The sequence below is a fragment of the Moraxella catarrhalis genome, assembly GCF_001632285.1.
Classification (GTDB): Bacteria; Pseudomonadota; Gammaproteobacteria; order Pseudomonadales; family Moraxellaceae; genus Moraxella; species Moraxella catarrhalis.
On sequence record NZ_LWAH01000016.1, the window covers coordinates 428,228 to 451,324 of the forward strand.

Genomic DNA, 23,097 nt, shown 5'->3' on the forward strand with positions numbered 1-23,097 from the left:
ACTTATAGGAGTAACTCCATGAATATCACCAAAATTGATACACTCATTTCAAGCTTTTCTGATGCCATTGCCATGTTATCAGAACTAAAAGATGAACTTACTGAACCTAAACCAGTCATATTACAAGAACCATCAGCTTCCACAACAGAAGTCTATCTTAGAACTGAAGTACTATACCCTTGGGTAAAGTTAAAAAGATGGTGTACACAAAACCATGTACAACCAGTCAAAAAAGACCATTATGGTTTGATGATTAACCATTACCCTGCTTCAGCATGGTTAGAAGTATTTGGGGTAGATATTATTGAGATCATGTCATTGAAGTTACTTGATGAAGCTGTATGAGTCAATATTTATATGGGATATTTATATATTTTATAGTTAATATAAGTACCCTTGTATTGACACTGTGCACGGAAACCTTATTATATACTTACACTAGCCACTGGTTTGTTAAGTATAAGGGGGAGATATGACCTATGCAGTAAATATGGCTCGTAATATCCTAAGTACTTACTGGGATAGACAGCTACCTATTAAGCCAGAAGATATTGCAGAAGCTTTAGGTGTAACAGTGATTTTGGATAGCGATATGGAAGACACGACATCAGGTTCTTATAGCCTTGATGGAGATCAGCCAGTTATCCGAGTTAATGCTAACCAGCACTCAAACCGTCAGAGATTTACCCTTGCCCATGAGTTAGGACACCATGTCCTACTACATGGGGAGCGTGAAGATAGTCCTGTGACATTGTTTCGTCAAGAAGGTACAACCAGTAATCTTGAGATTGAAGCCAATGCTTTTGCAGCAGAGTTACTGATGCCAAAAGGCGTGATTGATTATGTGGTAGAGAACGCTACCAAACCAACCATACAATATATGGCAGAGCAATTTTGGGTATCTGAACAAGCCATGATCTACCGCTTAAGGAATACTGGATGGCTATAAAGCGAGAGAAGGCATTAACCACTCCAGTGATAGATGCAGTCAATGCAGAGCTACAAACCAATCAACAACGAGCAGAACTTGAAAAGGTTCGTATGCTTTGGTTTAGAGTAGCTGTTATTGTGGCTCTAGCTATTGCGATTACATTTGCTCTATTAGCCATCCGATTAGTGTGTGCTTACATTAGGTTAACCCAATCACTTACTGTAGTGCCTGCACTAGAGTACTACTGGCATATGCCTTTGATGTTCTTACTGGCTTGCACCACTTTGGTGATCATCACTCTACATTCAGTAGCTTCCTTTGGTCAATCTAATGAAGTCAAGGATAACAATCACCCTGCTGAAGGTTTACTGGATAAGGTCACTGAACTGTGTAATAAAGTAGTAGAGTTGATTTCAAAATCTGAGGGTAAGTGAGTAGAGCAACTCTATTGACAAGGTTTAGCTTAATAGGGTAATCTTTTTATACTAGGTATTTATATTACTTTAAAGCCAACCACACCACCACCAAAGGCGGTGATTTTATATTACTTATATTAACTAGTAGTTACTGATTATGGATAAGAAACCAGAGAAAATAACCATCAAGATTAAGAAAGAGGATTTAGGTGATCTTGATGAAATTACGATTGAAGTACAACAAAAAGAATCTGCTGTAGATAAAGTATTAAATCAGTCAATTGAAGGTGCTCAATCATTACATCACAAAGCCAAAATAAATGGCTGGTATCGTAAAATCAAGATACTAGTTATAACTGTTTTAGTTATCTATTTAAGTATTTTCGCTATAATTTTTATTGAGCCACTCCTATGGCGTTTAGGATATTAATAGTAATATTGTTAAGTATACAAACCCTGATATATAAATATCAGGGTTTGTATAAAACAGTAACTCTTACTTAGATCTATCTTATATTAAAATACCTAAGAGCTTTATCCAGACTTTCCTTTCCGTTCTCCACACTTCTTTCCCAACCAACAGGAGTTTTCGCTGTAGGTGTAAGTGCAGTTGAGGTTGGAGTTTTACTTTGATTTTTTCCTTTATCATTTGACTTACTCTGCTGTTTTTGTTGTGGAGATGGATTGTTAGGTACATAAAAAGGATTATCAACTTTCTCTTTTGATGCTTCAAGTGCTTCATCTAAAAGTTTAATGGTATTTGCATCTGCATATTGCTTAAATGCCTTGTTTTGATTTAAAGTTACTGCATTATCTCTAACAAACCCTTTAAGCCCTGTTGGGTATGCTGTATTAATTGCTTGTAGATAGAGAGAGAAATCTTTAGCAGCTCCATAGAAAGCTTCATTAGCTATCTCTGCCCTAATATTATGAAGAACATTCTTATTTAAAAGTGTATATTCCATATTATCCAAGGAATTATTCCTAGCTACCCCAAACATATCTATAATACCAAAGCCATTACCTTGATAAGCAATGTCTAGTCTACCTGCAATACCTGCCTCTACAATTCTAATTTTCTCCGCATCAGTCTTTCCATGTTTACGAGCTAAATCAAAGTAGTCTCTTAAGCGTGTATCACTTACTCCTGCATTTTTAGCTAAGGCAGGTGCTTCTTTAGTAAACCACTCACTAGCACTTATTTTAGAGCCTTGAATGTGAGAATTGTTATGTTGGGTATGTAGCTTGTTTGCATAAGCAAGTGTACTAGCTAACACCTTATTAGGATTAAATTCACCATTCTCGCCAATAAACCCAAGAGCTTGCTCTTCAGTTAAACCAACACTAGTAAGCCTATTTACATTGTTTTCTTTTCTAGCTTTAACTTCCTTTGATGAACCGCCAGAGCCATCACCCCCATTAGTTGCTTCAAGGTAGTCAATAGCGTTCTTTTGCTCGCCCAGCTCTCTGTCATTTTGTACCTTAGCCCACCTAATCTTAAGTTCTTCTTCAGCATTTTTAATAGCAGAAATAGCTGCTTCATATTCCACTTCATTCATACGCTTACTATGGAAGTCGTTATGAGCGACCTGCTCTAGTCTTGCTAGGATGAGTGGGTTTTTTAAGGACTCAATCATCTCTGAGCCATAATGAGATGTTAATGCTGCCTTATCTAATGCAATATCATCTAATGCTTGTTTTCTAGCTTTTGAATCTTCTAGTTTATTGGCTTCAGCTTCTTTAGCTTTAATAGCACTACTTTGAGTTAAATAAGTAATATAAGCAGATCCATATAACTTAACAGCTTCATCAACATAAGCATTATCAAGTCGCACTGATTCTGTTTTCGCTTTTTTATCGCCATCTATGATGCTTTGTATAGAGCTATTTAAAGCAGCACTACCACTAGGATACTTAGTTATATATTGTTCTGCAAGAGTCCCTATTTGCTGATATATCTTATCTTTATCAGGATGACCATCAGGTAAGAGGCTTGCAGTATTGGTTAGGTTATGGATTACATCAGCAGTATTATCAGCATCATACTGCATAACTTCTGTGGTATTTTTTCTTGACTTACTGGCATGATCAATAGCATCTACTGCGTCCTTGATTAAAGTAGTATTACGACCATCTACATACTTAATAATGCTGTTTATATTAGCAGCATCAAAACCACCAATGTCAGTACCATATTTGGTTATCAGACCGTCAATTAAGGCAGCTTTATCAGTAGTTTGAAATTGATCTAGATTTATTGCATTGATTTCTTTCTCAACTTCATTAAGCTTATGCTGCTGTGCATATGTAAATACATCAGCACCTGCTTCAGTTAGTTGTTTAAAAGCTTTGTTCTGAAGTTCAGCATTTTTATAAGCACTATTAATGACATCAGTAGCATCAATGGCTTCTACATTTGTCCACTTAGGTGCTGTACTAAATACTGTATCAAAATTACTCATTACTTCGCTCCATATCTATTTAAGTATTCCCCAATGCTTTCAGGTCTAGCAATACCTGTACCTTTATTATTGGCTTCCCAATACGCTTGACGATAGCGTTGTCTTTCTTCTAGCGTATTATTCCAAGCTTTGGCTTGCATCTCATAGTTACGATTGTTATTCATCATATCATGAGCCAATGTCTGTTTAGCAAGCTTATGTGCTTTTCTAGCATTAATTGCTTCAAGAATTGAACCTACTGCTTTTAAGCCAGTATTAAACTTTTCGCCAGTACTCATTTGTCCCCAACTGTTTCTAAAGCCCCTTGTATTGTTAGATAAGCTTGATTGGATAAGACTACCTACACTACCTACCGCATTTCTCCACTGTTGTTGTTGGCTTGGTAGACCTAAACCATTGTAATTAGCATAGCGTTGGTTAGAAGTATCTACCCTAAACTTAGGCTGGGTAACTACAGTATCAGCGGGTAGGGTCATAGTAGGCATAGCAGTAGGGGTAATCGTAGATGTATCTGTTAGAGTATCATCAGTTAAATAACTACCTACTGCTGGTACATAAAAAGGATTGGCAACAATCTCATTCATAAAATTTCTCCTTTGGTTTAAAGTTAAGTGATTAAAAGAACATCTTCAACTTGTTGTTGTATGTCTGCCACAGTTGTTAGATTAGGGGTTTGTTGTTTACTTAGTAAACCATCAGCTAAATTACTTACTGTACCTAAAGACAAATTGACGACATTGATGTTACTATGCCTAGCATACATCATTTGAGGTGTCTCAAATAAGTTTACTTTAGGTGCATAGCTTGGCATGTTAAGATACAGCTTAGCATCTTTAGCTACGCCCAAATCCAGCATCTTTTGTTTGGTTTTGAGTGCTTCTGTTTTGGTTTGATACTTGACAGTTTCATCTTGGATTTGTTTATATACTTCAGCTAACTCATAAGCTTTTTGTTTGTTATAAGCATTAAATGACTGGTTTACTGCAGTCATAATATTAGGTGCGGTTATAAGCTTACTAAAGTCCCAACTTGCACCATGAGCCGCCATAACCACTGTAATAATCAGTTGTAAATAGCCAGCTAATTTGGGTGAAACCAGTCCTAACTTAACAGCAATTTTTACTACAAAATTAATGGCAAGACTTACTGCCAATGACTTTGCTAAAGCCACTAAAGCTGCATAAGTACTGCCACCATCACCACCCCCTGTTATGATAGCAACAGCAATACCAACAATCACAGCACCAAACTTAACAGCTGGTTTAACCCAATCACGATATACCTTGACAGTTTCTTCTGTACGGGTATGTAATTGCATTGCATACTGTAAAAGTTCATCTTGTTCATGACGAGTTAATTGTTTTAGTAAGTAAGGTATGACAGGTAAATTATGGTAGGCTAATGTAGTAAAGCCCACTACCCTACTGCCATATAGCGTTGAAGCCATTAAGGTGATATTTTTTCCTATGGGTGTTCTTGTTGTTTTAGGTATTCTGTTATAAGGGTATAAGTTATAGGGCACAAACCAATAGTTATCAGGTCTTGTATAAGAGCCATTCGTCTGATGGTTTATTCTGATATCCAGCAGTTCATTGGGAATATCAAAAGTACTGCCATTACTGGTATTTATTCTCTGAGCCATGCGTTCAGTACTATTTTCTAGTTCATATTCATTAACTGGGGAGTTATGCCTAATAAAATTACTTCTAAAATCATCTATGTGTTCACGGTTGTATGTCATCACCTTGAATCTGTGTGATTGAAAAGTAAACGGATTGCCCTGCTGTCTCCAAAACACAGTGTCATCAATGCCACCATACTCTGTAGGTAGGCTATACATATAAGTAAACTGACGATAATATGCTTGATAATCAGGATTAAAGTAAGTTGCTATCCTAAACTTAAACATCATGTAGTTATACAGATGCCAGTATTTGTGTAGTACAGGTACATCAAAATCTGATTTATCATAAGGCAACGGTACGCTCAAGTGTATCCATACATCATCTAATTTACCCCAATCAGCACCCATACTATCACGAAAACTAGAAATTAATTCTTTAATATCATACCCAAGTACCGCTAATGCTTCTGCTGCATAAGCACGGTCATAGGCGATACGCTCGTGGCTTTGTTTTAATTGTTCTGTGCGTCTTTGTCTATTTAAAAACAATTTACCCAATAAAGAATTTCCTGTCAGCAGTTCTGAATCTTTATCCATATCATAATCAGAGATTCGTATTGGTATTGGGTGATACTGACTGATGGGTATTGTGGTTGTGTGTTTACTAGCCAATGCCCCAATACGATGGCTTCTTAAATCAGGGATATGTTCATAGTAGGTTTGTACATTACCTTGTTTATCAATATATTCTGCACCAAACCATTCATAAGGTTTTGTATCTCGTTCATCATCAGGATAAGGGGTAGGTACATAGTTTGTAGAGATATTAGGCAGTAGTGATTTAGCATCTATCCCAATCAGCTCTGCGATAGGCATCGTGTCTTTACCTGCTACTTCTTCACGCATGATTTTATCGTAGTCTTCTTTTAGAAATTTAACAAAGGTATAAGACTCTCTAGATAAAGGTTTTACTCTAGGATAGCTGGCTAATTCTCTAATTTCCCTTGGATTTGTTTCTAATTTTGTTCTATAAGCCCTACTATAATTGTGTGCACGACTTAAGCGATTCTTAGGGTGTAGATAGTGATAATTAGGTTTGTTAACATAACTGCTAGAACCAAGATACCACGATTGTAGGTTATAATCATTACCTACTAATACCACCACATATCTTGGATTACTTTGTATGAGTACTTCATGATTATGGTCAGTTTTATTCACTTGTCTAAATCTAAAACGCTTTCTTGCCCAAGCATCTACACTAGGCAATTCCCATAAGTCTCCATGATCTATGTGCAAAAATTTATCTATTTGGTTTGGGAATTTTTCTTTAAGATACTCTTCCGCTGCTTTTTTCCAATTTAATTGTTTTAGTGGTTTGCCTATGGCACTGAACTCACCAAAATCCCAACGATACTCACTATAGATATTTTTGGTTTGTACCAGCTCATATAACTTATCCCATCTGCTTTTTAAGCCATTTTGACTGGAAGCTAATAAATACTCATGTAAGGGTCTTTGTGAACCTTCAAATACCCATTGTTTAATGGCTTGCTTCTTAACCTGTTTTGCATCACTGACTTGACTGGGGGCATACAAAGAAGCACTGTCCGTATTTGTAAATGTCTTTTTCTTTTTAAATAAACTCATAACCTACCTATTTAAACCAATAAAAAAGCTAAAGTATTGCTACTTTAGCTTATTATTGTAAGGACTGGTTAATTACAGATTATGCTGAAGTTACCCCTGTAATGGCTGTTTCAATCACACGCCCAATATTAGACGCATTGAGTTTATTGACATCATTAGGTATGGCTTGGTCAGCGGCATTGGTATGGTGTACTTTCCATACATCAGCCATGATATTTGCCATCTTAAGCTTACTGTCATTATCAAAGCTCTTAGCCTGTGCTGTCAGTACTTTATTGTTCTTATCCATAACAGAGTTTGCTTTGATGTATTGACCATCTGTTTGTGCTTTTTCTGTAATGACCTTTTGGCTATATAGCTCTTTTTGGGCGGTGATTTGGGCAATCTCAGCAGGAATTCTCTCAACTTCTTTGGCTTTTACTTTCACTTCTTCACGAGCCACATTGACCTTTTGCTGGGCTAATTGCAGTTCTTGTGGTTTGATATTTTGAAGTTCATAGCGTGTCAGTTCTTTTTGGGCTTGTTGTAGATCTACTTGAGCACGATTTAAAGCCACTTGAGCATCTAGTACAGATGTTTGTTTTGTGGTTAATGCAGACTTAGCGACTTCATGTGGAGCATGGTTACCGCAAAGAAGAAAATGCCATTGCAGGATTTAATCTCTTGGTTTTAGATGTAGATAGTAGTACTAAGCTTACAACTGCTATGATGCTATTGAAAAAATATACAGCAATTTATTATACAACCAAACGCCATCAAGAAAATGGTGAAGACAGATATCGTATTATTTTACCTTTGAATTACACACTTAAGTTAGACTCTAAAGAATACAAAGAGCTGTATAACAATGTCATTAATTCATTACCATTTGAAGTAGATGCTCAGTGTGGACAAAGAGCTAAGAAATGGCTGACAAATCCAAATGCACAAGTACATACTGTTGAAGGTGAATTATTTGATATTTTACCCTTCATTCCTAAGACCTCTAAGAATGAAGAAAGAGAAAAATTATTACAAGATCAAAGCCAAATGGATAACCTAGAAAGATGGGTTATTAATAATACTGGTGACGGTAATCGTAATAATATGCTATTGAGATTTGCAATGATATTGGTAGATGCTGGATTTAGCTTTGATAACATCAAGGATAAAGTCATCTCACTGAATAATAAGATGGCAGATAAACTTGATGAGATTGAGTTATATAACACCATCTTCCATAGTGTTGCTGCAAAGCTAACTTCAATAGCATAACATCTTCCCATAGTACGGCTTTGTTACCGTATTGTGGGTTTTGTTTTAAATCCTAGGAGCAATCATGACTCAAATTAATGACCATTTAGTCTTAGTCTGTGGTAAATCCACAATGGGTAAGACGACTTGTTTACGCACCCTTAGAAATCCTGAAGGTGTTATGTACCTTAACTGCGAAAATGGGAAGCGTCCCCCCTACCGTGAAGCCAATAAGTTTAAAATGTACACCATCACTGACCCGTTTCAAGTGCATGAAGCTTTTACTCATGCAGAAACTCAATCTGATGTTCATACTATTGTAATTGATAGTCTCACTTTCTTATTAACTATGGCAGAAAAGCAAATTGTCCATACAGCCAAAAATCCTCAACAAGCTTGGGGAAAATTTCAAAACTATATCACAGATTTAATGTTAGATTATGTAGCGAAATCCACAAAAAAGATTATCTTTACAGCCCATATAGTGGATCAAATTAATGAGGCTGAAATGGTTAAAGAGACTTTTGTGCCTGTTAAGGGAGCTTTAAAAGCACAAGGTATAGAAAGCTTTTTTAATGTTATTATCTCAGTTAAGAAAATCAAAATTAATGACTTAGAAGGTATTAATACCCCTTTTTTAAATATCACAGACCGTGAGCGTGAGTTGGGATATAAACATTGTATCCAAACGAGACTTACCAAAGATACTTTAACTGAGCGTTTAAGAGAGCCATTAGATATGTGGACTGAATCAGAAACATTCATTGATGGTGATATTCAAATTGTTCTTGATAGATTGGATGAATACTATGGATGACGCTATAAAACTATCCCCTTACGCTAGAGACCTTACAAACAATTTGGTTAAAGGAATCGTAGATGAGTATCATAGAAAGTACATTAACTCATGAGTTACTAACATCTTACCTAAAGTACAACGAAACCAAAGGAGAATTTACTTGGATTAAAAGACCCAATAAAAACATTCATCTACATACTCGTGCAGGTACAAAAAACTCTGCAGGTTATCGTGTTATTTCTTTATTTGGTAAACGCTATCTTGAGCACAGATTAGCTTGGTTTTATGTACATGGTGAAATGCCCAAACATGAAATAGACCATATTAATCAAATTCGTGATGACAACAGAATTAATAATTTAAGACAAGTTACACGTTCTGAAAACCAAAGAAATAAAACCCGTAAAGATAGTCGTGTAGATGAGATAGGTATTTGGTGGTGCAGACGCAGAAAGCGTTATATCGCTGAAATCTCTCTTAATGGAAAGAAAGTCTATCAAAAATCTTTTACAGACATTGATGAAGCCATCAGTGCTCGTAAAGCTAAAGCATTAGAGCTTGGCTTCCATGAGAATCATGGTAAGACCCAAGCTCAATATTAATTTAATCAACCAACCCAAAATAAGGAACTATTATGAGTTTTCTATCTAACCTAAGCTACCAAGACAACATCAATGACGACAAAGATACACTAGGTGGTAGCTTTACAGTCTTAGAATCAGGTGTTTATGATGCTACTGTCAAATATGCCTATCTATCGCAAGCAAAATCAGGTGCAGGTGCAGTAAACTTTGAATTTGATGTGGATGGTAAAACCATTAAAGAAACCATGTATGTAACTAACCGTGAAGGTAAAAATTACTATGAACGAAACGGTCAGCGTAACTATCTACCTTCATTTATTAATGCTGATGCGATTAGTTTATTTACTACCGGTAAATCTTTGTTTGAGCAAAAAGAAGAAACCAAAGTTATTAACTTGTATAACTTTGATGTTAAAAAAGAAGTACCTACTGAAGTACCTATGCTAACTGCAATGATTGGTAAAACAGTTAAGCTAGGTATCCTAAAAGAGAAAGTCTTTAAACAAATCAAAGATAACTCAGGTAACTATGTAGACACTGATGAGACTCGTGAACAAAACAGTATCAATAAAGTGTTCTCAGCAAAAGACAACCGTACAGTTAATGAAGTCCGTGCAGAAATTGATTCTGCTCAATTCATGAACGATTGGCTTGAAAAGTGGGAAGGTCAAGTATCAGATAAAACTGCTAACAAGAAACCTACTGCTTCTGCACCTGCTAAGAAAACTTCATCACTATTTGCATAAGGAATTAGCATGACTACACACACTATTTTAGAAACTGCACAAGATGTTATTGAATTGGTTACTGAATGGCATAAAAATAATCAATGGTTATTAAGCCAGCGTATTGCTCATACAGAGAACTTTGAGGTTGCTCAAGAGCTCCAAACGATTAAAGAGCTTTATAGCGAACTACCTTTTGAGATTCTATTTATCAGTAAGGTGGATGAATGAGTAACCAACCAGTGACTATCATTGGCTTTGACCCCAGTTTACGCAACTGGGGTTATTGTATTGCAACCTATGCTGATAATAAATTAACATTTCATCAAGGGGGTGTCATTCACTCAAGACCAAATACAAAACAAAAACAAAACCTACAAGATTTACTTTCAGCAACTCAATTATACAGCCAGTTAAAGCAGTTAATGACTACGCATAAACCTGACTATATCGTTGCTGAATTACCTGTAGGAAGCCAATCATCAAGAGCAATGGTGTCTTATGCGACTTGTATTTCATTATGTAGTGTATTAGCATTTAACGATGGTATTAAAACCCGCCCATTCATTAATATTCCCCCACAAGAAGTGAAAAAAACAGTGGGTAAAAAAAATGCGACTAAAGATGAAGTTATTCAGTGGGTAGCAGAAAATTATCCCGATACCAAAGGCTGGTTAGATAACTTACCTAAATCTAAAAAAGAACATATCTGTGATGCCATTGTTGCGACACATACTGCCGTTTACTAAGGAGAACTTTAATGAAAATTACTTTAGACAACACAGAACTAAACCAAGCTGTTATTGAATACTTAAACAATCAAGGACTTACTCTTAATACTGATAAAGTTCATATTGAAATTACATCAGAAGGTGTAAAAATTGATACGAATAAACCAAATAGACAAGAGGCTAAAGACAGTGTACAAGAGCCTGTAAAGCCTAATAAACCCAATAATAAACCAAAAGGTAGTGATATACCAGCTAAACAAGAAAAGCCTGCTAAAGTGTTATTTAACGCATCAGATGACACAACAGATGACATCTTAGAAGATGATACGCCTACGATTCCTGAAAACCAGCAAGTAGAAAAGACACGCAAGCTATTTCAATAAGGTGAATTAGATTATGGATAAAGATAATCTAGTCTTTGCTATTACGGCTTGTGTAATAGTGTTAATTTTGTTTGTATTCATGGGTTTTTTAATAAAGTATGACACTGTGAGAGAATGTATCAGGGTAAACCCTAATAATGCAGAAATCTGTGCACAACTTTAACATGAGTATAAAGAAAGTTACATTGACTATTTCAGTGGAAGACTACGAACCCTCTAGTAAAGCTTAAGTAAATAACTAAACCAAAAGCTACCTAGCTGGGTAGCTTTTTAATGAGGATTTTAATATGACAGATTTAGAAATGATAGGTCAAGCATATATGGTGTGGTATCAATGTAATGATAAAACCCATATAGCGAAGCAAGAGCTTAACTATTATATGGACGATCCATCACCTACGATTGGTGACTATACAGATGAGGCATTTAAAAAAACACTCTCATCATTAAGCAAAAACTTGATTACCTGTTTACAAGAAACTTCTAAAGCTTATGATGCGTTAGATGATATAGTGCTTAATTACCTGACTAAACAAAGAAGTTAAAACTATGAACAAACAAACATTTAAAGCTGGTGATAAAGTTTATTATCCCCTTATATCAAATAAAATTCTAACACTGCTAGAGGATGATGAAGACACTGTTAGTGTAAATTTGTGTGTAAGTAATTATACCGTCTATAAGTCAAATGGCAAAAAATTTAAACATCATTTGGTTCAAAGTATCTTTCATGCAACTCAGCTTAACTATGAGCTTTTAACGAATTTGTATCCACACATACAGTTTGAAGAGCCAATACCAACATCTGTTACAATCATTAAAAAGATGCTTAATGATGGCTATGCTTATGTTATCTGTGACATCGTACTGCCCAATGGTGTAGTTAAAGATATTATCAGAGGTTATGATGACAATTTACTCTTTGGTGAGTACGGTAACTACGACTATGATCAGGTAATACCTTTAGATATTTATACAGGTAAAGTCATTGTAGATTATATAGATGGTAAACCAGTACTAGAAGGTGATTAAATGAATATACGAAAACTTATTAGTGAACTCAAAACCCACCATATGTATATTTCAGCCCTGGATACTAAGAAAAGTGAATCAGTGGCTGCTGGTATTGCTATTGCTATTGATATTATTAAAAAGCATACAGAAAATGAATGGATAGATACCTTGGAGGAGTTACCACCTACTGGTAAACCAGTGTTACTGGCAGTAGATCTTGGTGAAGATTCGCTTGTACCAGCCGTAGGTCAGTTAATTGAATATGATGTAAACTTCGTTGATGAATATGTTGATTTCACTGAAACCTTAGAATGGTTAAATTCAGAAGGTGATAGCTTTGTTGCTGAATTTAATGATGTTAAGTATTGGCTTCCAATCCCTGAATTTCCTAAACATTAAACCAAGGAGTATTAATGTATTCTGTATTTAATCCCAACCCCAATGATGCTACCCAAGAGCCAATGTTCTTGGGTGAATCAGTGAATGTATCACGGTTTGATAAACAACGATACCCTATCTTTGAACAGCTTACAGAAAAACAAATCAGTTTCTTTTGGAGACCTGAGGAGATTGATGTATCTAAAGACCGTAGAGACTTTATTGAGCTACCTGAACATGAACAACATATCTTTGTATCTAATCTAAAATACCAAACACTACTAGATAGTGTACAAGGTCGTAGTCCTAATGTTGTATTATTACCTTTGGTTTCAGTACCTGAACTTGAAACTTGGATTGAAACATGGGCTTTTTTTGAAAGTATTCATGCTCGTAGTTATACGCACATTATCCGCAATATCTTTAATAATCCCAGTGAGATTTTAGATGATATTGTGATTAACCCTGAGATTATCAAAAGAGCTGAATCCATCTCAAAATACTATGATGAACTACATAGCTTATCTTTAGAGTATCAGCAAGGTAAGCAGGTAGATATGTATGAGCTAAGAAAACGCTTATATCTGTGCATTATGAGCGTCAATGTGCTTGAAGCTATCCGCTTTTATGTATCATTTGCCTGTTCATTTGCTTTTGCTGAACGAAAAGTGATGGAAGGTAATGCTAAGATTATCAAATTAATTGCAAGAGATGAAGCATTACATTTAAATGGTACACAACATATCCTAACTTTATTGGTAAAAGAACATGAAGATTATCAGACAATTACTCAAACATGTAAAGATGAGATTTACGATATATTTGAGTCTGCTTATGAACAAGAGCGAGCTTGGATTGACTATTTATTTAAAGACGGCTCTATGATTGGTTTAAATAAAGAGATATTGACTCAATATCTTCAGTATATTACCGATATTCGTATGAGTGCCATCGGCTTAGAGCCTGTTTTTAATACCAAAAACCCAATCCCTTGGATTAATAATTGGTTATCTTCTGATAATGTCCAAGTAGCCCCACAAGAAACAGAGATTACATCTTATGTTGTAGGTCAGATTGATTCTGATTTGAGTGATTTAGATTTTAATGATGTACAGCTATAATAAGTTACCCCCTAATAAGGGGGTAACTTTTAATTAAAGTAACTGGCTAATTCATCAACAGTAGGGTTATAGTAAACATTTACTAAGGTTTTAATATCCTTATGTCCTGTAATTTTAGCCAGCTTTTCTACAGGGATATTTAAATCCCTAACCATCCTTGATATGGCTTCATGTCTTGTATCATGAAAATGTAAATCTTTAATCCATAATTGCTGTCGCATTCTTCTCCATATCAAATTAAAATTATCTAAGCGAATACAAAATAACCTGTCTGTTAATGGGGTAACTTGTTTTAGCATCTGTCTTGCTGTTGTATTTAAGATCACATTCCTAGCCATACCATTTTTACTATGACTGATATGCACATAGTTTTCATGGATATGGTCTTTAGTAAGTGCTAATATCTCTCCCCTACGCATGGCTGTTTGCAGGGCAAATAAGAAACACCAACCCACTTGTTTTCTACAAGTATCAGGAACATCTCCTAAAGTATAACCTGTCCATTGTAGTATTTTGGCTTCTTCTTCAAGGGTAATTCTTCTATCCCTAGAAGCTGGTTTACTGGGTCGTTTGACTTTATTCATTGGATTGGTTTCAAAAATATATAACTCATTAATTGCATAATTAAATACACAATTTAAAAAAGATAATTCAAGTAATACAGAACCTTGAGATACCTGTAATAAGCGTCTGTCCCTGTATGCAGATAATTGTTTGGGGGTAATTTGTGTAATTGCAGTTGTAACCAAATCAGGGTGCTGTTTCACCATAATATTAATAATACTCTCAGCTCTTTTACCGTTTTTACGCAAGCTTAGTACTTTATTTCTGTATATATCAATCACTTCTAATAAACTCAGGTTACTTTGTTCATTAAAATAAAGCAGTTCTTGGCACAGTGTATTAAACCAGTCTATACATTCTTGTTCTGATGATTTCGTTGCTGAGTATCTTTTACCATGTATCATGGTTTGGATACGATACCTACAACCCACCTGACTAATCTTAGGGATATTTTTAAGTACCATTTAGGGTAATCCTAGGGTAATTGACATAAAATAATTACCCTAAAATTACTCTGCTCCCACACTTGCCATCAAATCAGCATGATGTTCACGCAATAAGCTGTCTAAAAGCTCAGTCAAATCCCCTTCCATGATGGCATCAAGCTTATATAAAGTTAGGTTAATGCGGTGATCTGTCATGCGTCCTTGGGGGAAATTATAAGTACGAATTCTCTCTGAACGATCGCCTGAACCGACCAAATTGCGTCGCATATCGCTTGTTGCATCAATTTGGGCTTGAACTTTGGCTTGTTGAATGCGAGCTACCAGCATTTTCATCGCTTTTTCTTTATTGGCATGCTGAGAGCGTTCTTGTTGGCATTCAGCCACCACCCCTGTTGGGATATGTGTGATGCGGACTGCTGAGTCAGTTGTATTGACATGCTGCCCCCCTGCACCACTTGAGCGATAGGTATCAATCCGCAAATCACTTGGGTTAATCTCAACCGTATCATCAATCTCAACCTCTGGCATCACCGCAACTGTACACGCTGAGGTATGTACACGCCCTTGAGATTCGGTGGCTGGAACTCGCTGGACACGATGAGCACCACTTTCAAATTTCAATCTGCCATAAACACCGATACCAGATACACGCGCGATGATTTCTTTATAGCCGCCATGCTCTCCTTCATTGGCAGACAATACCTCTACTTGCCAACCTTGGGATTGTGTATATTTTTGATACATACGAAACAAATCACCCGAAAAAATTGCCGCTTCATCACCGCCCGTGCCTGCACGAATCTCCAAAAATGCCGTCGCTTTATCATTAGGATCTTTAGGCAGCATCATCACATTAAGCCTCTCCTCGAGCGTCTCAATGTTTGCACGCGCCACCTCAATTTCATCAAGTGCCATTTCTTTCATCTCAGGATCGCTCAAAAGCTCATTGGCAGTTTGTAAGTCTGCTTCCGCTTGCACAAAGTCCTGCCAAGTAGTGGTAATCTCAGACAGGTCGCTATGCTCCATGGATAACTCACGAAATTTTTTGTTATCACTGATGGTATCAGGATCTGACAAAAGTGCGGTAACCTCTTCAAAACGATCAACCATTTGATCTAGACGGTGGCGTAAGGATTCTTTCATAAATTTAAATCAACTAACTGTTTGTTAAATCAGTTATTTTGCCATACTTTTTGGGTTTTTGCACCGTTTTATCAGTATCGTTGAATGGTTATAAAGCTTATTCCTTAAATTTGGTTGTTTCATCATACTTTATTATGCTAATCTGTCACAAATTATCATCTTTTATCAAGCAATCTTTACAGTACTGATACAATATGGTAGGGCTTCATAAAATACAGCCACTGCGATGTTTGAAATTTTTTTTGAGTATGAATTATGACCGATATCACCTTAAACCAAAGCCAGAAATTAACTTGGCGTTCATTTGGACCTGGTATTTTAATGGCTTCTGCTGCCATCGGCGGCTCACATTTGGTCGCCTCAACACAAGCTGGTGCTCTGTATGGCTGGCAATTGGCAATTATGATTATCCTTGCCAATTTTTTTAAATACCCTTTTTATCGCTTTGGAACAGAATATGCCTACTCAACAGGCAACAGCTTAGTGGCAGGTTATGCTAAAATTTCCCGTATCTATCTTTGGGCATTTTTTGTCTTATGCATCATTTCAGGTATTATTAGCACAGGTGCGGTGGCACTACTATGTGCGGTCATTTTGGGGCAAATTTTGCCTTGGGAACTCAGCACTCTAGAGCTTTCACGCATCGTAATGGTAAGCTCAGGCATTTTATTGGTGGCAGGTCATTATCGGCTTTTAGATGGTTTAACCAAGTGGATTATCGCCCTGCTGACAGTAGCGACGGTTGCAGCTGTATTTATCGCTGCAGGTAAGCCCTCTGCCATATCAGCCGACTTTATTCCTGCCTCACCTTGGAATTTGGCAGCACTTGGATTTATTGTTGCACTTATGGGCTGGATGCCAGCACCACTTGAATTTTCTGCCGTGACCTCAGTGTGGACCGCTAAGAAAATTCGTACCGATTACACCAATCGCTTTCAAGGTTTTGTTGATTTTAATGTTGGTTATTTTACTTCAGCGGTTTTGGCAATATTTTTCTTGGCACTTGGCGTATTTGTACAATATGGCACAGGCACCGAAATCGCCATGCAAGGCGGTGCTTATGTGCCACAGCTGATTAATATGTATACCGAAACCATCGGCAACTGGGCAAAAATGCTGGTCGCCACGATTGCTTTTTTGTGCATGTATGGTACAGTCATCACCTGTGCTGATGGCTATGGTCGTACCAATTCAGAAAGCCTATCCTTAATTTTGACCAACAGCACAAAAGCAACCGAAAAATATGTTGTTATGTGGACTGTATTTACGATTGTGGCAGGCTACGGTTTAATCGCATTTTTTCTAGGTCAAATGGCGGCACTGCTCAAATTTGCGATGATCTCAGCATTTGTGACTGCACCGATTTTTGCTTATTTAAACTACGCTTTGGTCAAAAAAGAGGGTCATCTAAGCACCATCATGAAATGGTATGCACTGGCAGGCATTGTATTTTTGACAGGCTTTACCGTATTATTCTTATTACAATTTTTTGGTATGATTGGCTAACATCACCCATCTTATCCAACCGATCGCCAAGTTAAATTTGCTTGGCGATTGTTATTTTTATTCGCCAAATAAAACCATCATCAGTCATCAAAAGCTCATAAAAAAGCAGTACCTTTTGTACTGCTTTTTTATGATTAAGGTTTATTTGCTGATATCCATACACCAATATTTGGTGGTAATATACTCTTCAATACCGTATTTTGAACCCTCTCGCCCAAAACCTGATTGCTTAACACCACCAAATGGTGCAACTTCAGTTGATAAAAGCCCTGTATTTTGACCAACCATACCATACTCTAGTGCCTCTGAAACACGCCAAGCACGAGCATGGTTTTGGGTATAAAAATACGCCGCCAAGCCATAAATGGTATCATTGGCATGATGGATCACCTCGTTTTCATCTTCAAAAGTCATGATCGGAGCAATCGGACCAAATATCTCTTCATGGGCAAGATCCATCTCGTCGGTGATATCACTGATGACAGTTGGGGTAAATGACAGTTGACTTGCGTCATGTGGCACGCCACCTGTGATTAGCGTTGCCCCTTTGTTTAGTGCATCATCCAAAAGTGCCTGCACTTTTTTGAGTGCTTGTTGATTGATAAGCGGTCCGATATCGGTTGCTTCATCAGCACCATTGCCAACTTTCAGTACTTCTACTTTTTGTTTAAATTTCGCTAAAAACTCATCTTTAATTGAACTTTGGACATAGATACGGTTGGCACACACACAAGTTTGCCCAGCGTTTCGATATTTTGAAGCAATCAGTCCTTCTGCCGCCTTTTCAAGATCGGCATCATCAAAGACGATAAAAGGTGCATTACCGCCAAGCTCCATAGACAGCTTTTTGATGGTGCTTGCACATTGCTCCATCAGTACTCGCCCCACTTCGGTAGAACCTGTGAATGACAGCTTATGAATGCGTGGATCTTTGGTCAGTACCTCGCCGACCACAGAGGATTTACCAGTAACAATTTGTAACACACCTTTAGGAATGCCTGCTTGTTTTGCCAAATATCCCAGTGCCAATGCCGAAAATGGCGTCTCGGTGGCTGGCTTGATGATCATGGTACAGCCAGCCGCTAACGCAGGTGCAGCTTTACGAGCAATCATTGCCGAAGGGAAATTCCAAGGCGTAATCGCAGCACACACACCGACTGGCTGCTTGAGTACCACATAGCGTAGCGACTGATTGGTACTTGGAATAACATCGCCATAGATGCGTTTGCCTTCATCTGCAAACCAGCGTATGAAGCTATTGGCATAATCAATCTCACCTTGTGATTCTGTGATGGGCTTGCCTTGCTCATAGGTCATGATCAGTGCCAAATCTTCCTTGTGTGTATCGATCAGATCCGCCCAAGCATGCAAAAGTTTGGCACGCTCACTGGCGGTGGTATTTGCCCAGCTTTCTTGGGCAGCATCAGCACACTCAACGGCGTTTAGAACGGTTTGTTTTGATAAGCTGGGTATCGTACCAAGCACATCGCCTGTGAATGGATTGGTAACTGCGATGGCCTCACCAGAATCAGCACCAACCCACTCTCCATCAATCAAACAGGCTTGCTTTAGCAGATTGGGGCAGTTAAGCGGAATCGATGAGGGTTGGGTCGTAGATTGATTTGTAGGTTGGTTCATAGCGTATCCTTTTTACTGATAAAAATGACTTAAAATTATTAAAAAAATTGTATATGATATATTAAAATTTATATTCTATATATTGAACATAAGTTCTTGATATTATACAATATAGCACTAAATATTTTGGAATACAAAATCACCCAAAGTGCTTCTCCTGTCTCTGCTGCCACCATCACCAAAGAGCTTAAGCTGGCTCGCTCAACAACTTATAATATTCTACAAGCACTGAGTGCAAAAGGCGTACTGCACAAAGTACCAATCATTACCATTGACCGAGCGTGGGGTGACTGATTTTAATCAGCTAAAAGATGAATTTCTTTACATCAAGCAGACACGACTATCGCTTGATGATGGGCAATTGCGACTTGGTATGACCTGTATTGGTACCTACATTCAAAGTCCAGATAAAGTTAAGCTTGGCATCGCAGTATCACTATCTAATAGTGAATATGATGACAAAAAAGTACAAATTGGCGATGCACTCGTCAAACTTGCCCAAGCCATCGAAAATCGTATGGGGTTTGGTAGCATGTAATCTGGTCATCTGATGATGATCATCACAAAACAACCCAAGCACTAGGTATTTCAAAACAATGTAAAAACAAAAACAGACTTTATTTGTTTGTTGTTTATCCATTCACCATATTTGGCTCATCTGCCCTATTTTTCTTTTGTTGACCAAAAACTGCTGATGATTTGATATACATCTCAATCAAATATGATACATGCCATCAATTAACACAACTGAGTGATTAACATAATTTTTTAAACACAATTTAAAATAACCCGCCAGCCAATAGGCGATGGTCATTCATCAGATTATGACATATCAAACCATCACTGTTTAAATGGCTTAAGATGCCAACAAGGATTTTTTACGCAAAAAATCTTGTGCCACTTTTCTTTCATTGTGACCTTGATTTTCTACCAAGTCATTTAATTGTGCCATCTCCTGTTCTGAAATTAGCCCGTCCATTTTCATGAGTGCAGACTCAAGTTTTGGGTACTTTTGTAGTGCTTCTTGTCTGACGACCGTGCCTGCATGATAATGGGTATAAAATGCCTTATCATCTGTCAGCACTTTCAGATTTGGGTTGGCGAGAGCGCCATCGGTGGTTGAGATACTGACGACATCAATTTGACTGTTATTAAGTGCTTGGTATTTTAGACCGATATCTAAATCTTTGGTATTCTTAAAATGATAACCGTAAGTATCGCTTAACGCTTGGTAGCCATCATCACGCTCAAAAAAATCATACTCAGCACCAAAAGTAAGATTTGGGCTAACGGGTGCAAGCTGACTAAAAGTGGCAATTTGATTGGCATCGGCATAGTCAGAACGCACCGCCAAGCCGAAGGTATTATCAAAGCCATACATACCCACCCAGCGAAAGTTATATTGATCTTGATAGCTTTTTTTAAGATTTTCTAAAAGCACGGCTTGATCGAAGATTGGCTCATTTTTTAGGACATACAGCCATGCCGTACCTGTGTATTCTGGATACAAATCAAACTCACCTTTAAGCATGGCAGGATGGATATTTGCTGTACCCCCACCGATACCTTTAGTAATTTCAACGGTTGTGCCAGTTTCTTGCTCGATGAGTATGGCAAGCATTTCAGCGATGATGAATTGTTCGGTCATGGGCTTGGTGGCAATGCGAATTTTATCATCTTGACTTTGGCAGGCGACCAATAGAACGCTCATAAGTAGCAGAACAGATTTTTTAAGCATGAGATTTTCTCCATTTGATTGATTTTTCAAAATACGCCAGAACAAAGTCAGCCAAAAACGCAATAAGCATGATCAAAATACTACCGACTGCGGTCATGGCGGTGCTATTGGTGGTGATACCACGATATACCGCCACACCAAGCCCACCTGCACCAATAAAAGATGCAACCCCCGCCAGTGCAATGGTCATCACCAGCATCGTACGAATGGCTGATAAAATAATCGGTAATGCCAAAGGCAGCTTAATGCGGCGTAAAATCTGCCAGCGTGTCATGCCAAAGGACTCGGCAGCTTCTATCAATCCCGTATCAATCTGCAAAAACCCTGTGCGTGTGCCATTAATCATCGGTAACAGTGCATAAATTACCAGTGCAATGATTGCTGAGGCATTACCAATACCACTCACCAAAATCAATAAGCCAAATAAAGAAATGCTTGGGATGGTATAAATGATATTACTTGCTTGAATGACAAACGGTGCAAACTTCTGATGTTCGGTGATTAGCACACCAAGCCCAACACCAATCACGATCGCACAGCTTGCCGCAATACCGCAAATCATCAAATGCTCAACAAACAGTCGCATGAAAAACTCAGAGCGAGTGGTCAGCAGCTGCAGCATCTCTTGAATGATCATCACGCCATATCCTTCGATTTTTTTATAAATTTATTTAAGTGAGTATAAATAATTAATCTGTCATTTTATACGACCAAGACACATATTACAATGTTCAGCGTTATAAATATTGTAAAAGTGGGTAACGGATTATCAAGGTGAGTGCCGATAAGCGACTAACATGCCTGCCATTGATCACAGTTATCGGATAAAATCTTGATATTTGCGACCAATGATTATCTTTAATTTAGACCGCCCATCTTAAATGCTAACCGTCGTTAGTAATTATGTAAAGATACTAGACGCTTGCCTCGTAAAGGGGTATGATAATCATAATTTTATGGGTGAGATGCTCTTACCCGATACCACGGAATGACTAATTTATTAAATTTTATTTATAATAATATATTAATAAATTTATATAAAAATATCAATGTCAATAGGTAAAAAGGAGGTTTACTGTAATTAAAATTAACAACCTAAAACAACACAAATCATCACACAATTTGCAATAAATCATATAGACAACATCTTATAGATAATAAGGGTAAATGATGAAAATTTTAATGGTATTAACCTCACACGAAAATCTTGGAGACACTGGTAAAAAAACGGGTTTTTGGTTAGAGGAATTTGCTTCACCATATTATGCGTTTAAAGATGCTGGTGCTGATATTACCTTAGCGTCCCCTGCTGGCGGTCAACCACCGCTTGACCCAAAAAGTGATGAGCCAGACGCTCAGACCGAATTTACTGAACGATTTAAGCAAGATGCCGCCGCCAAAGAACAGTTGGCAACCACTCATAAACTGGCTGATATTAAGGCTGCCGATTATGACGCAGTATTCTATCCAGGCGGTCATGGTCCAATGTGGGATTTGGCAGTTGATGAGCAATCCATCTCATTGATTCAAGATTTTGTGAAGACCGATAAGCCAGTGGCTTTTGTTTGTCATGCACCCGCCGCACTCAAAAATTTGAAAATTGATGGCGAATATTTTGTTAAAGATAAAAAAGTGACTGGCTTTAGCAATTCTGAAGAACAAGCCGTCGGTCTGTTAGATGTCGTTCCGTTCTTGTTAGAAGATGTGCTAAAAGAAAATGGGGGCAAATATGAAAAAGTTGCTGATTGGCAATCGTATGTGGGAGAAGATGGCCTGTTAATCACGGGTCAAAACCCTGCTTCATCTGAAGATACTGCCAAGCGGTTAATCCAAAAACTACAGGCTTAATCAACCACCGCTGACCATGTCCACGATGATTGCTCTGATGGGATGGTCAGCCCAGTTAGTTGACTGCTTTGGCTATGTCGTTGGCATATTCAGTCATATCAGATTGGGTATATTATTTATAGGGTATATTTATTTATAATAATTATTAGGCATTGTTAAATTA

28 protein-coding genes are annotated in these 23,097 nt (G+C 37.4%); 19 read left to right on the forward strand and 9 right to left on the reverse strand.

The window, feature by feature from the left end:
• Nucleotides 1–18: 18 nt before the first annotated feature.
• The 4 genes from A4U55_RS08290 to A4U55_RS08305 all read left to right on the forward strand — a co-directional run bounded on the left by A4U55_RS08290 (nucleotide 19) and on the right by A4U55_RS08305 (nucleotide 1,777).
• A complete protein-coding gene (locus tag A4U55_RS08290; RefSeq protein ID WP_038519595.1) occupies nucleotides 19–345 on the forward strand; it encodes a hypothetical protein in 327 nt (108 codons plus the stop codon).
• Between the two features lie 127 nt (nucleotides 346–472).
• On the forward strand, nucleotides 473–949 hold the full coding sequence (locus A4U55_RS08295; RefSeq protein ID WP_003667928.1) for an ImmA/IrrE family metallo-endopeptidase: 477 nt from the start codon (nucleotides 473–475) through the stop codon (nucleotides 947–949).
• Complete coding sequence (locus A4U55_RS08300; protein WP_003667926.1) at nucleotides 940–1,365, forward strand: hypothetical protein; 426 nt, start codon at nucleotides 940–942, stop codon at nucleotides 1,363–1,365. Before A4U55_RS08295 ends, A4U55_RS08300 begins: the two co-directional genes overlap by 10 nt.
• 139 nt (nucleotides 1,366–1,504) lie before the next feature.
• A complete protein-coding gene (locus A4U55_RS08305; RefSeq protein ID WP_003667925.1) occupies nucleotides 1,505–1,777 on the forward strand; it encodes a hypothetical protein in 273 nt (90 codons plus the stop codon).
• A 76-nt stretch (nucleotides 1,778–1,853) separates the two neighbouring features.
• Here A4U55_RS08305 and A4U55_RS08310 read toward each other — a convergent pair whose 3' ends face one another.
• The 4 genes from A4U55_RS08310 to A4U55_RS08325 form a co-directional block, all read right to left on the reverse strand.
• Nucleotides 1,854–3,809, reverse strand: coding sequence for a hypothetical protein (locus A4U55_RS08310; RefSeq protein WP_063454233.1), 1,956 nt, complete (start codon nucleotides 3,807–3,809; stop codon nucleotides 1,854–1,856).
• Nucleotides 3,809–4,393, reverse strand: a complete 585-nt coding sequence (locus A4U55_RS08315) for a hypothetical protein (protein WP_063454234.1) — start codon at nucleotides 4,391–4,393, stop codon at nucleotides 3,809–3,811. Before A4U55_RS08315 ends, A4U55_RS08310 begins: the two co-directional genes overlap by 1 nt.
• 23 nt (nucleotides 4,394–4,416) lie before the next feature.
• Entirely contained in the window at nucleotides 4,417–7,083 is a 2,667-nt protein-coding gene (locus A4U55_RS08320) for a hypothetical protein (RefSeq protein ID WP_063454235.1), read from the reverse strand.
• A gap of 79 nt (nucleotides 7,084–7,162) precedes the next feature.
• Nucleotides 7,163–7,639 carry a hypothetical protein gene (locus A4U55_RS08325; protein ID WP_063454236.1) on the reverse strand — a complete coding sequence of 159 codons (477 nt, stop codon included), beginning with the start codon at nucleotides 7,637–7,639 and terminating at the stop codon, nucleotides 7,163–7,165.
• A 56-nt stretch (nucleotides 7,640–7,695) separates the two neighbouring features.
• Here A4U55_RS08325 and A4U55_RS08330 point away from each other — a divergent pair, with 56 nt between their 5' ends.
• The 11 genes from A4U55_RS08330 (at nucleotide 7,696) to nrdB (ending at nucleotide 14,051) form a co-directional block, all read left to right on the forward strand.
• Entirely contained in the window at nucleotides 7,696–8,337 is a 642-nt protein-coding gene (locus tag A4U55_RS08330; RefSeq protein WP_063454237.1) for a hypothetical protein, read from the forward strand.
• A 64-nt stretch (nucleotides 8,338–8,401) separates the two neighbouring features.
• On the forward strand, nucleotides 8,402–9,133 hold the full coding sequence (locus A4U55_RS08335; RefSeq protein WP_063454238.1) for an AAA family ATPase: 732 nt from the start codon (nucleotides 8,402–8,404) through the stop codon (nucleotides 9,131–9,133).
• A gap of 62 nt (nucleotides 9,134–9,195) precedes the next feature.
• Complete coding sequence (locus tag A4U55_RS08340) at nucleotides 9,196–9,717, forward strand: HNH endonuclease signature motif containing protein (RefSeq protein WP_063454239.1); 522 nt, start codon at nucleotides 9,196–9,198, stop codon at nucleotides 9,715–9,717.
• Between the two features lie 32 nt (nucleotides 9,718–9,749).
• Entirely contained in the window at nucleotides 9,750–10,445 is a 696-nt protein-coding gene (locus A4U55_RS08345; protein ID WP_003671143.1) for a hypothetical protein, read from the forward strand.
• Between the two features lie 9 nt (nucleotides 10,446–10,454).
• A complete protein-coding gene (locus A4U55_RS08350) occupies nucleotides 10,455–10,655 on the forward strand; it encodes a hypothetical protein (protein WP_003667814.1) in 201 nt (66 codons plus the stop codon).
• Complete coding sequence (locus A4U55_RS08355) at nucleotides 10,652–11,173, forward strand: crossover junction endodeoxyribonuclease RuvC (protein WP_003667812.1); 522 nt, start codon at nucleotides 10,652–10,654, stop codon at nucleotides 11,171–11,173. The genes A4U55_RS08350 and A4U55_RS08355 overlap by 4 nt, the downstream gene beginning before the upstream one ends.
• Before the next feature lie 11 nt (nucleotides 11,174–11,184).
• Nucleotides 11,185–11,538, forward strand: a complete 354-nt coding sequence (locus A4U55_RS08360; protein ID WP_063454240.1) for a hypothetical protein — start codon at nucleotides 11,185–11,187, stop codon at nucleotides 11,536–11,538.
• 287 nt (nucleotides 11,539–11,825) lie between these two features.
• Nucleotides 11,826–12,083, forward strand: a complete 258-nt coding sequence (locus A4U55_RS08365) for a hypothetical protein (RefSeq protein WP_003667805.1) — start codon at nucleotides 11,826–11,828, stop codon at nucleotides 12,081–12,083.
• A gap of 4 nt (nucleotides 12,084–12,087) precedes the next feature.
• Nucleotides 12,088–12,570: a hypothetical protein gene (locus A4U55_RS08370; protein WP_063454241.1), complete on the forward strand. Its 483-nt coding sequence runs from the start codon at nucleotides 12,088–12,090 to the stop codon at nucleotides 12,568–12,570.
• Entirely contained in the window at nucleotides 12,571–12,951 is a 381-nt protein-coding gene (locus tag A4U55_RS08375) for a hypothetical protein (protein WP_063454242.1), read from the forward strand.
• Between the two features lie 14 nt (nucleotides 12,952–12,965).
• On the forward strand, nucleotides 12,966–14,051 hold the full coding sequence (nrdB, locus tag A4U55_RS08380) for a class Ia ribonucleoside-diphosphate reductase subunit beta (protein WP_003661585.1): 1,086 nt from the start codon (nucleotides 12,966–12,968) through the stop codon (nucleotides 14,049–14,051).
• 29 nt (nucleotides 14,052–14,080) lie between these two features.
• Here the strand turns inward: nrdB and A4U55_RS08385 are convergent, their stop codons facing one another.
• Together A4U55_RS08385 and prfA are read right to left on the reverse strand one after the other, a co-directional pair.
• Nucleotides 14,081–15,079, reverse strand: coding sequence for a tyrosine-type recombinase/integrase (locus A4U55_RS08385; protein ID WP_003667798.1), 999 nt, complete (start codon nucleotides 15,077–15,079; stop codon nucleotides 14,081–14,083).
• A 45-nt stretch (nucleotides 15,080–15,124) separates the two neighbouring features.
• Entirely contained in the window at nucleotides 15,125–16,204 is a 1,080-nt protein-coding gene (gene prfA / locus A4U55_RS08390; RefSeq protein WP_003656748.1) for a peptide chain release factor 1, read from the reverse strand.
• 255 nt (nucleotides 16,205–16,459) lie between these two features.
• Here prfA and A4U55_RS08395 point away from each other — a divergent pair, with 255 nt between their 5' ends.
• Nucleotides 16,460–17,710 carry an NRAMP family divalent metal transporter gene (locus A4U55_RS08395; RefSeq protein ID WP_063454243.1) on the forward strand — a complete coding sequence of 417 codons (1,251 nt, stop codon included), beginning with the start codon at nucleotides 16,460–16,462 and terminating at the stop codon, nucleotides 17,708–17,710.
• A gap of 141 nt (nucleotides 17,711–17,851) precedes the next feature.
• Here A4U55_RS08395 and A4U55_RS08400 read toward each other — a convergent pair whose 3' ends face one another.
• Complete coding sequence (locus A4U55_RS08400; RefSeq protein ID WP_003673794.1) at nucleotides 17,852–19,348, reverse strand: NAD-dependent succinate-semialdehyde dehydrogenase; 1,497 nt, start codon at nucleotides 19,346–19,348, stop codon at nucleotides 17,852–17,854.
• A 126-nt stretch (nucleotides 19,349–19,474) separates the two neighbouring features.
• On the opposite strand from A4U55_RS08400, the gene A4U55_RS08970 reads away from it, so the two are divergent.
• Both A4U55_RS08970 and A4U55_RS08405 read left to right on the forward strand, forming a co-directional pair.
• On the forward strand, nucleotides 19,475–19,642 hold the full coding sequence (locus tag A4U55_RS08970; protein ID WP_003656739.1) for a helix-turn-helix domain-containing protein: 168 nt from the start codon (nucleotides 19,475–19,477) through the stop codon (nucleotides 19,640–19,642).
• Complete coding sequence (locus A4U55_RS08405) at nucleotides 19,635–19,886, forward strand: IclR family transcriptional regulator (RefSeq protein ID WP_063454259.1); 252 nt, start codon at nucleotides 19,635–19,637, stop codon at nucleotides 19,884–19,886. Before A4U55_RS08970 ends, A4U55_RS08405 begins: the two co-directional genes overlap by 8 nt.
• 318 nt (nucleotides 19,887–20,204) lie before the next feature.
• Here the strand turns inward: A4U55_RS08405 and A4U55_RS09345 are convergent, their stop codons facing one another.
• Together A4U55_RS09345 and A4U55_RS09350 are read right to left on the reverse strand one after the other, a co-directional pair.
• Complete coding sequence (locus tag A4U55_RS09345; RefSeq protein ID WP_038519713.1) at nucleotides 20,205–21,086, reverse strand: glycine betaine ABC transporter substrate-binding protein; 882 nt, start codon at nucleotides 21,084–21,086, stop codon at nucleotides 20,205–20,207.
• Complete coding sequence (locus tag A4U55_RS09350; RefSeq protein ID WP_063454244.1) at nucleotides 21,079–21,723, reverse strand: ABC transporter permease; 645 nt, start codon at nucleotides 21,721–21,723, stop codon at nucleotides 21,079–21,081. The genes A4U55_RS09345 and A4U55_RS09350 overlap by 8 nt, the downstream gene beginning before the upstream one ends.
• Nucleotides 21,724–22,256: 533 nt before the next feature.
• Between A4U55_RS09350 and A4U55_RS08420 the strand changes: the two genes are divergently transcribed.
• Nucleotides 22,257–22,934, forward strand: coding sequence for a type 1 glutamine amidotransferase domain-containing protein (locus A4U55_RS08420; RefSeq protein WP_063454245.1), 678 nt, complete (start codon nucleotides 22,257–22,259; stop codon nucleotides 22,932–22,934).
• The last annotated feature ends 163 nt before the right edge of the window (nucleotides 22,935–23,097 follow it).

Bases quoted from the DNA above. Each gene is read 5' to 3' on its own strand.
- A4U55_RS08320 (WP_063454235.1), bottom strand. From the start codon at position 7,083: ATGAGTTTATTTAAAAAGAAAAAGACATTTACAAATACGGACAGTGCT.
- prfA (WP_003656748.1), bottom strand. From the start codon at position 16,204: ATGAAAGAATCCTTACGCCACCGTCTAGATCAAATGGTTGATCGTTTT.
- A4U55_RS08295 (WP_003667928.1), top strand. From the start codon at position 473: ATGACCTATGCAGTAAATATGGCTCGTAATATCCTAAGTACTTACTGG.
- A4U55_RS08385 (WP_003667798.1), bottom strand. From the start codon at position 15,079: ATGGTACTTAAAAATATCCCTAAGATTAGTCAGGTGGGTTGTAGGTAT.
- A4U55_RS08375 (WP_063454242.1), top strand. From the start codon at position 12,571: ATGAATATACGAAAACTTATTAGTGAACTCAAAACCCACCATATGTAT.
- nrdB (WP_003661585.1), top strand. From the start codon at position 12,966: ATGTATTCTGTATTTAATCCCAACCCCAATGATGCTACCCAAGAGCCA.
- A4U55_RS08340 (WP_063454239.1), top strand. From the start codon at position 9,196: ATGAGTATCATAGAAAGTACATTAACTCATGAGTTACTAACATCTTAC.
- A4U55_RS08310 (WP_063454233.1), bottom strand. From the start codon at position 3,809: ATGAGTAATTTTGATACAGTATTTAGTACAGCACCTAAGTGGACAAAT.
- A4U55_RS08355 (WP_003667812.1), top strand. From the start codon at position 10,652: ATGAGTAACCAACCAGTGACTATCATTGGCTTTGACCCCAGTTTACGC.
- A4U55_RS08395 (WP_063454243.1), top strand. From the start codon at position 16,460: ATGACCGATATCACCTTAAACCAAAGCCAGAAATTAACTTGGCGTTCA.
- A4U55_RS08315 (WP_063454234.1), bottom strand. From the start codon at position 4,393: ATGAATGAGATTGTTGCCAATCCTTTTTATGTACCAGCAGTAGGTAGT.
- A4U55_RS09350 (WP_063454244.1), bottom strand. From the start codon at position 21,723: ATGATCATTCAAGAGATGCTGCAGCTGCTGACCACTCGCTCTGAGTTT.
- A4U55_RS08360 (WP_063454240.1), top strand. From the start codon at position 11,185: ATGAAAATTACTTTAGACAACACAGAACTAAACCAAGCTGTTATTGAA.
- A4U55_RS08400 (WP_003673794.1), bottom strand. From the start codon at position 19,348: ATGAACCAACCTACAAATCAATCTACGACCCAACCCTCATCGATTCCG.
- A4U55_RS08290 (WP_038519595.1), top strand. From the start codon at position 19: ATGAATATCACCAAAATTGATACACTCATTTCAAGCTTTTCTGATGCC.
- A4U55_RS08420 (WP_063454245.1), top strand. From the start codon at position 22,257: ATGAAAATTTTAATGGTATTAACCTCACACGAAAATCTTGGAGACACT.
- A4U55_RS08305 (WP_003667925.1), top strand. From the start codon at position 1,505: ATGGATAAGAAACCAGAGAAAATAACCATCAAGATTAAGAAAGAGGAT.
- A4U55_RS09345 (WP_038519713.1), bottom strand. From the start codon at position 21,086: ATGCTTAAAAAATCTGTTCTGCTACTTATGAGCGTTCTATTGGTCGCC.
- A4U55_RS08350 (WP_003667814.1), top strand. From the start codon at position 10,455: ATGACTACACACACTATTTTAGAAACTGCACAAGATGTTATTGAATTG.
- A4U55_RS08370 (WP_063454241.1), top strand. From the start codon at position 12,088: ATGAACAAACAAACATTTAAAGCTGGTGATAAAGTTTATTATCCCCTT.
- A4U55_RS08365 (WP_003667805.1), top strand. From the start codon at position 11,826: ATGACAGATTTAGAAATGATAGGTCAAGCATATATGGTGTGGTATCAA.
- A4U55_RS08345 (WP_003671143.1), top strand. From the start codon at position 9,750: ATGAGTTTTCTATCTAACCTAAGCTACCAAGACAACATCAATGACGAC.
- A4U55_RS08335 (WP_063454238.1), top strand. From the start codon at position 8,402: ATGACTCAAATTAATGACCATTTAGTCTTAGTCTGTGGTAAATCCACA.
- A4U55_RS08300 (WP_003667926.1), top strand. From the start codon at position 940: ATGGCTATAAAGCGAGAGAAGGCATTAACCACTCCAGTGATAGATGCA.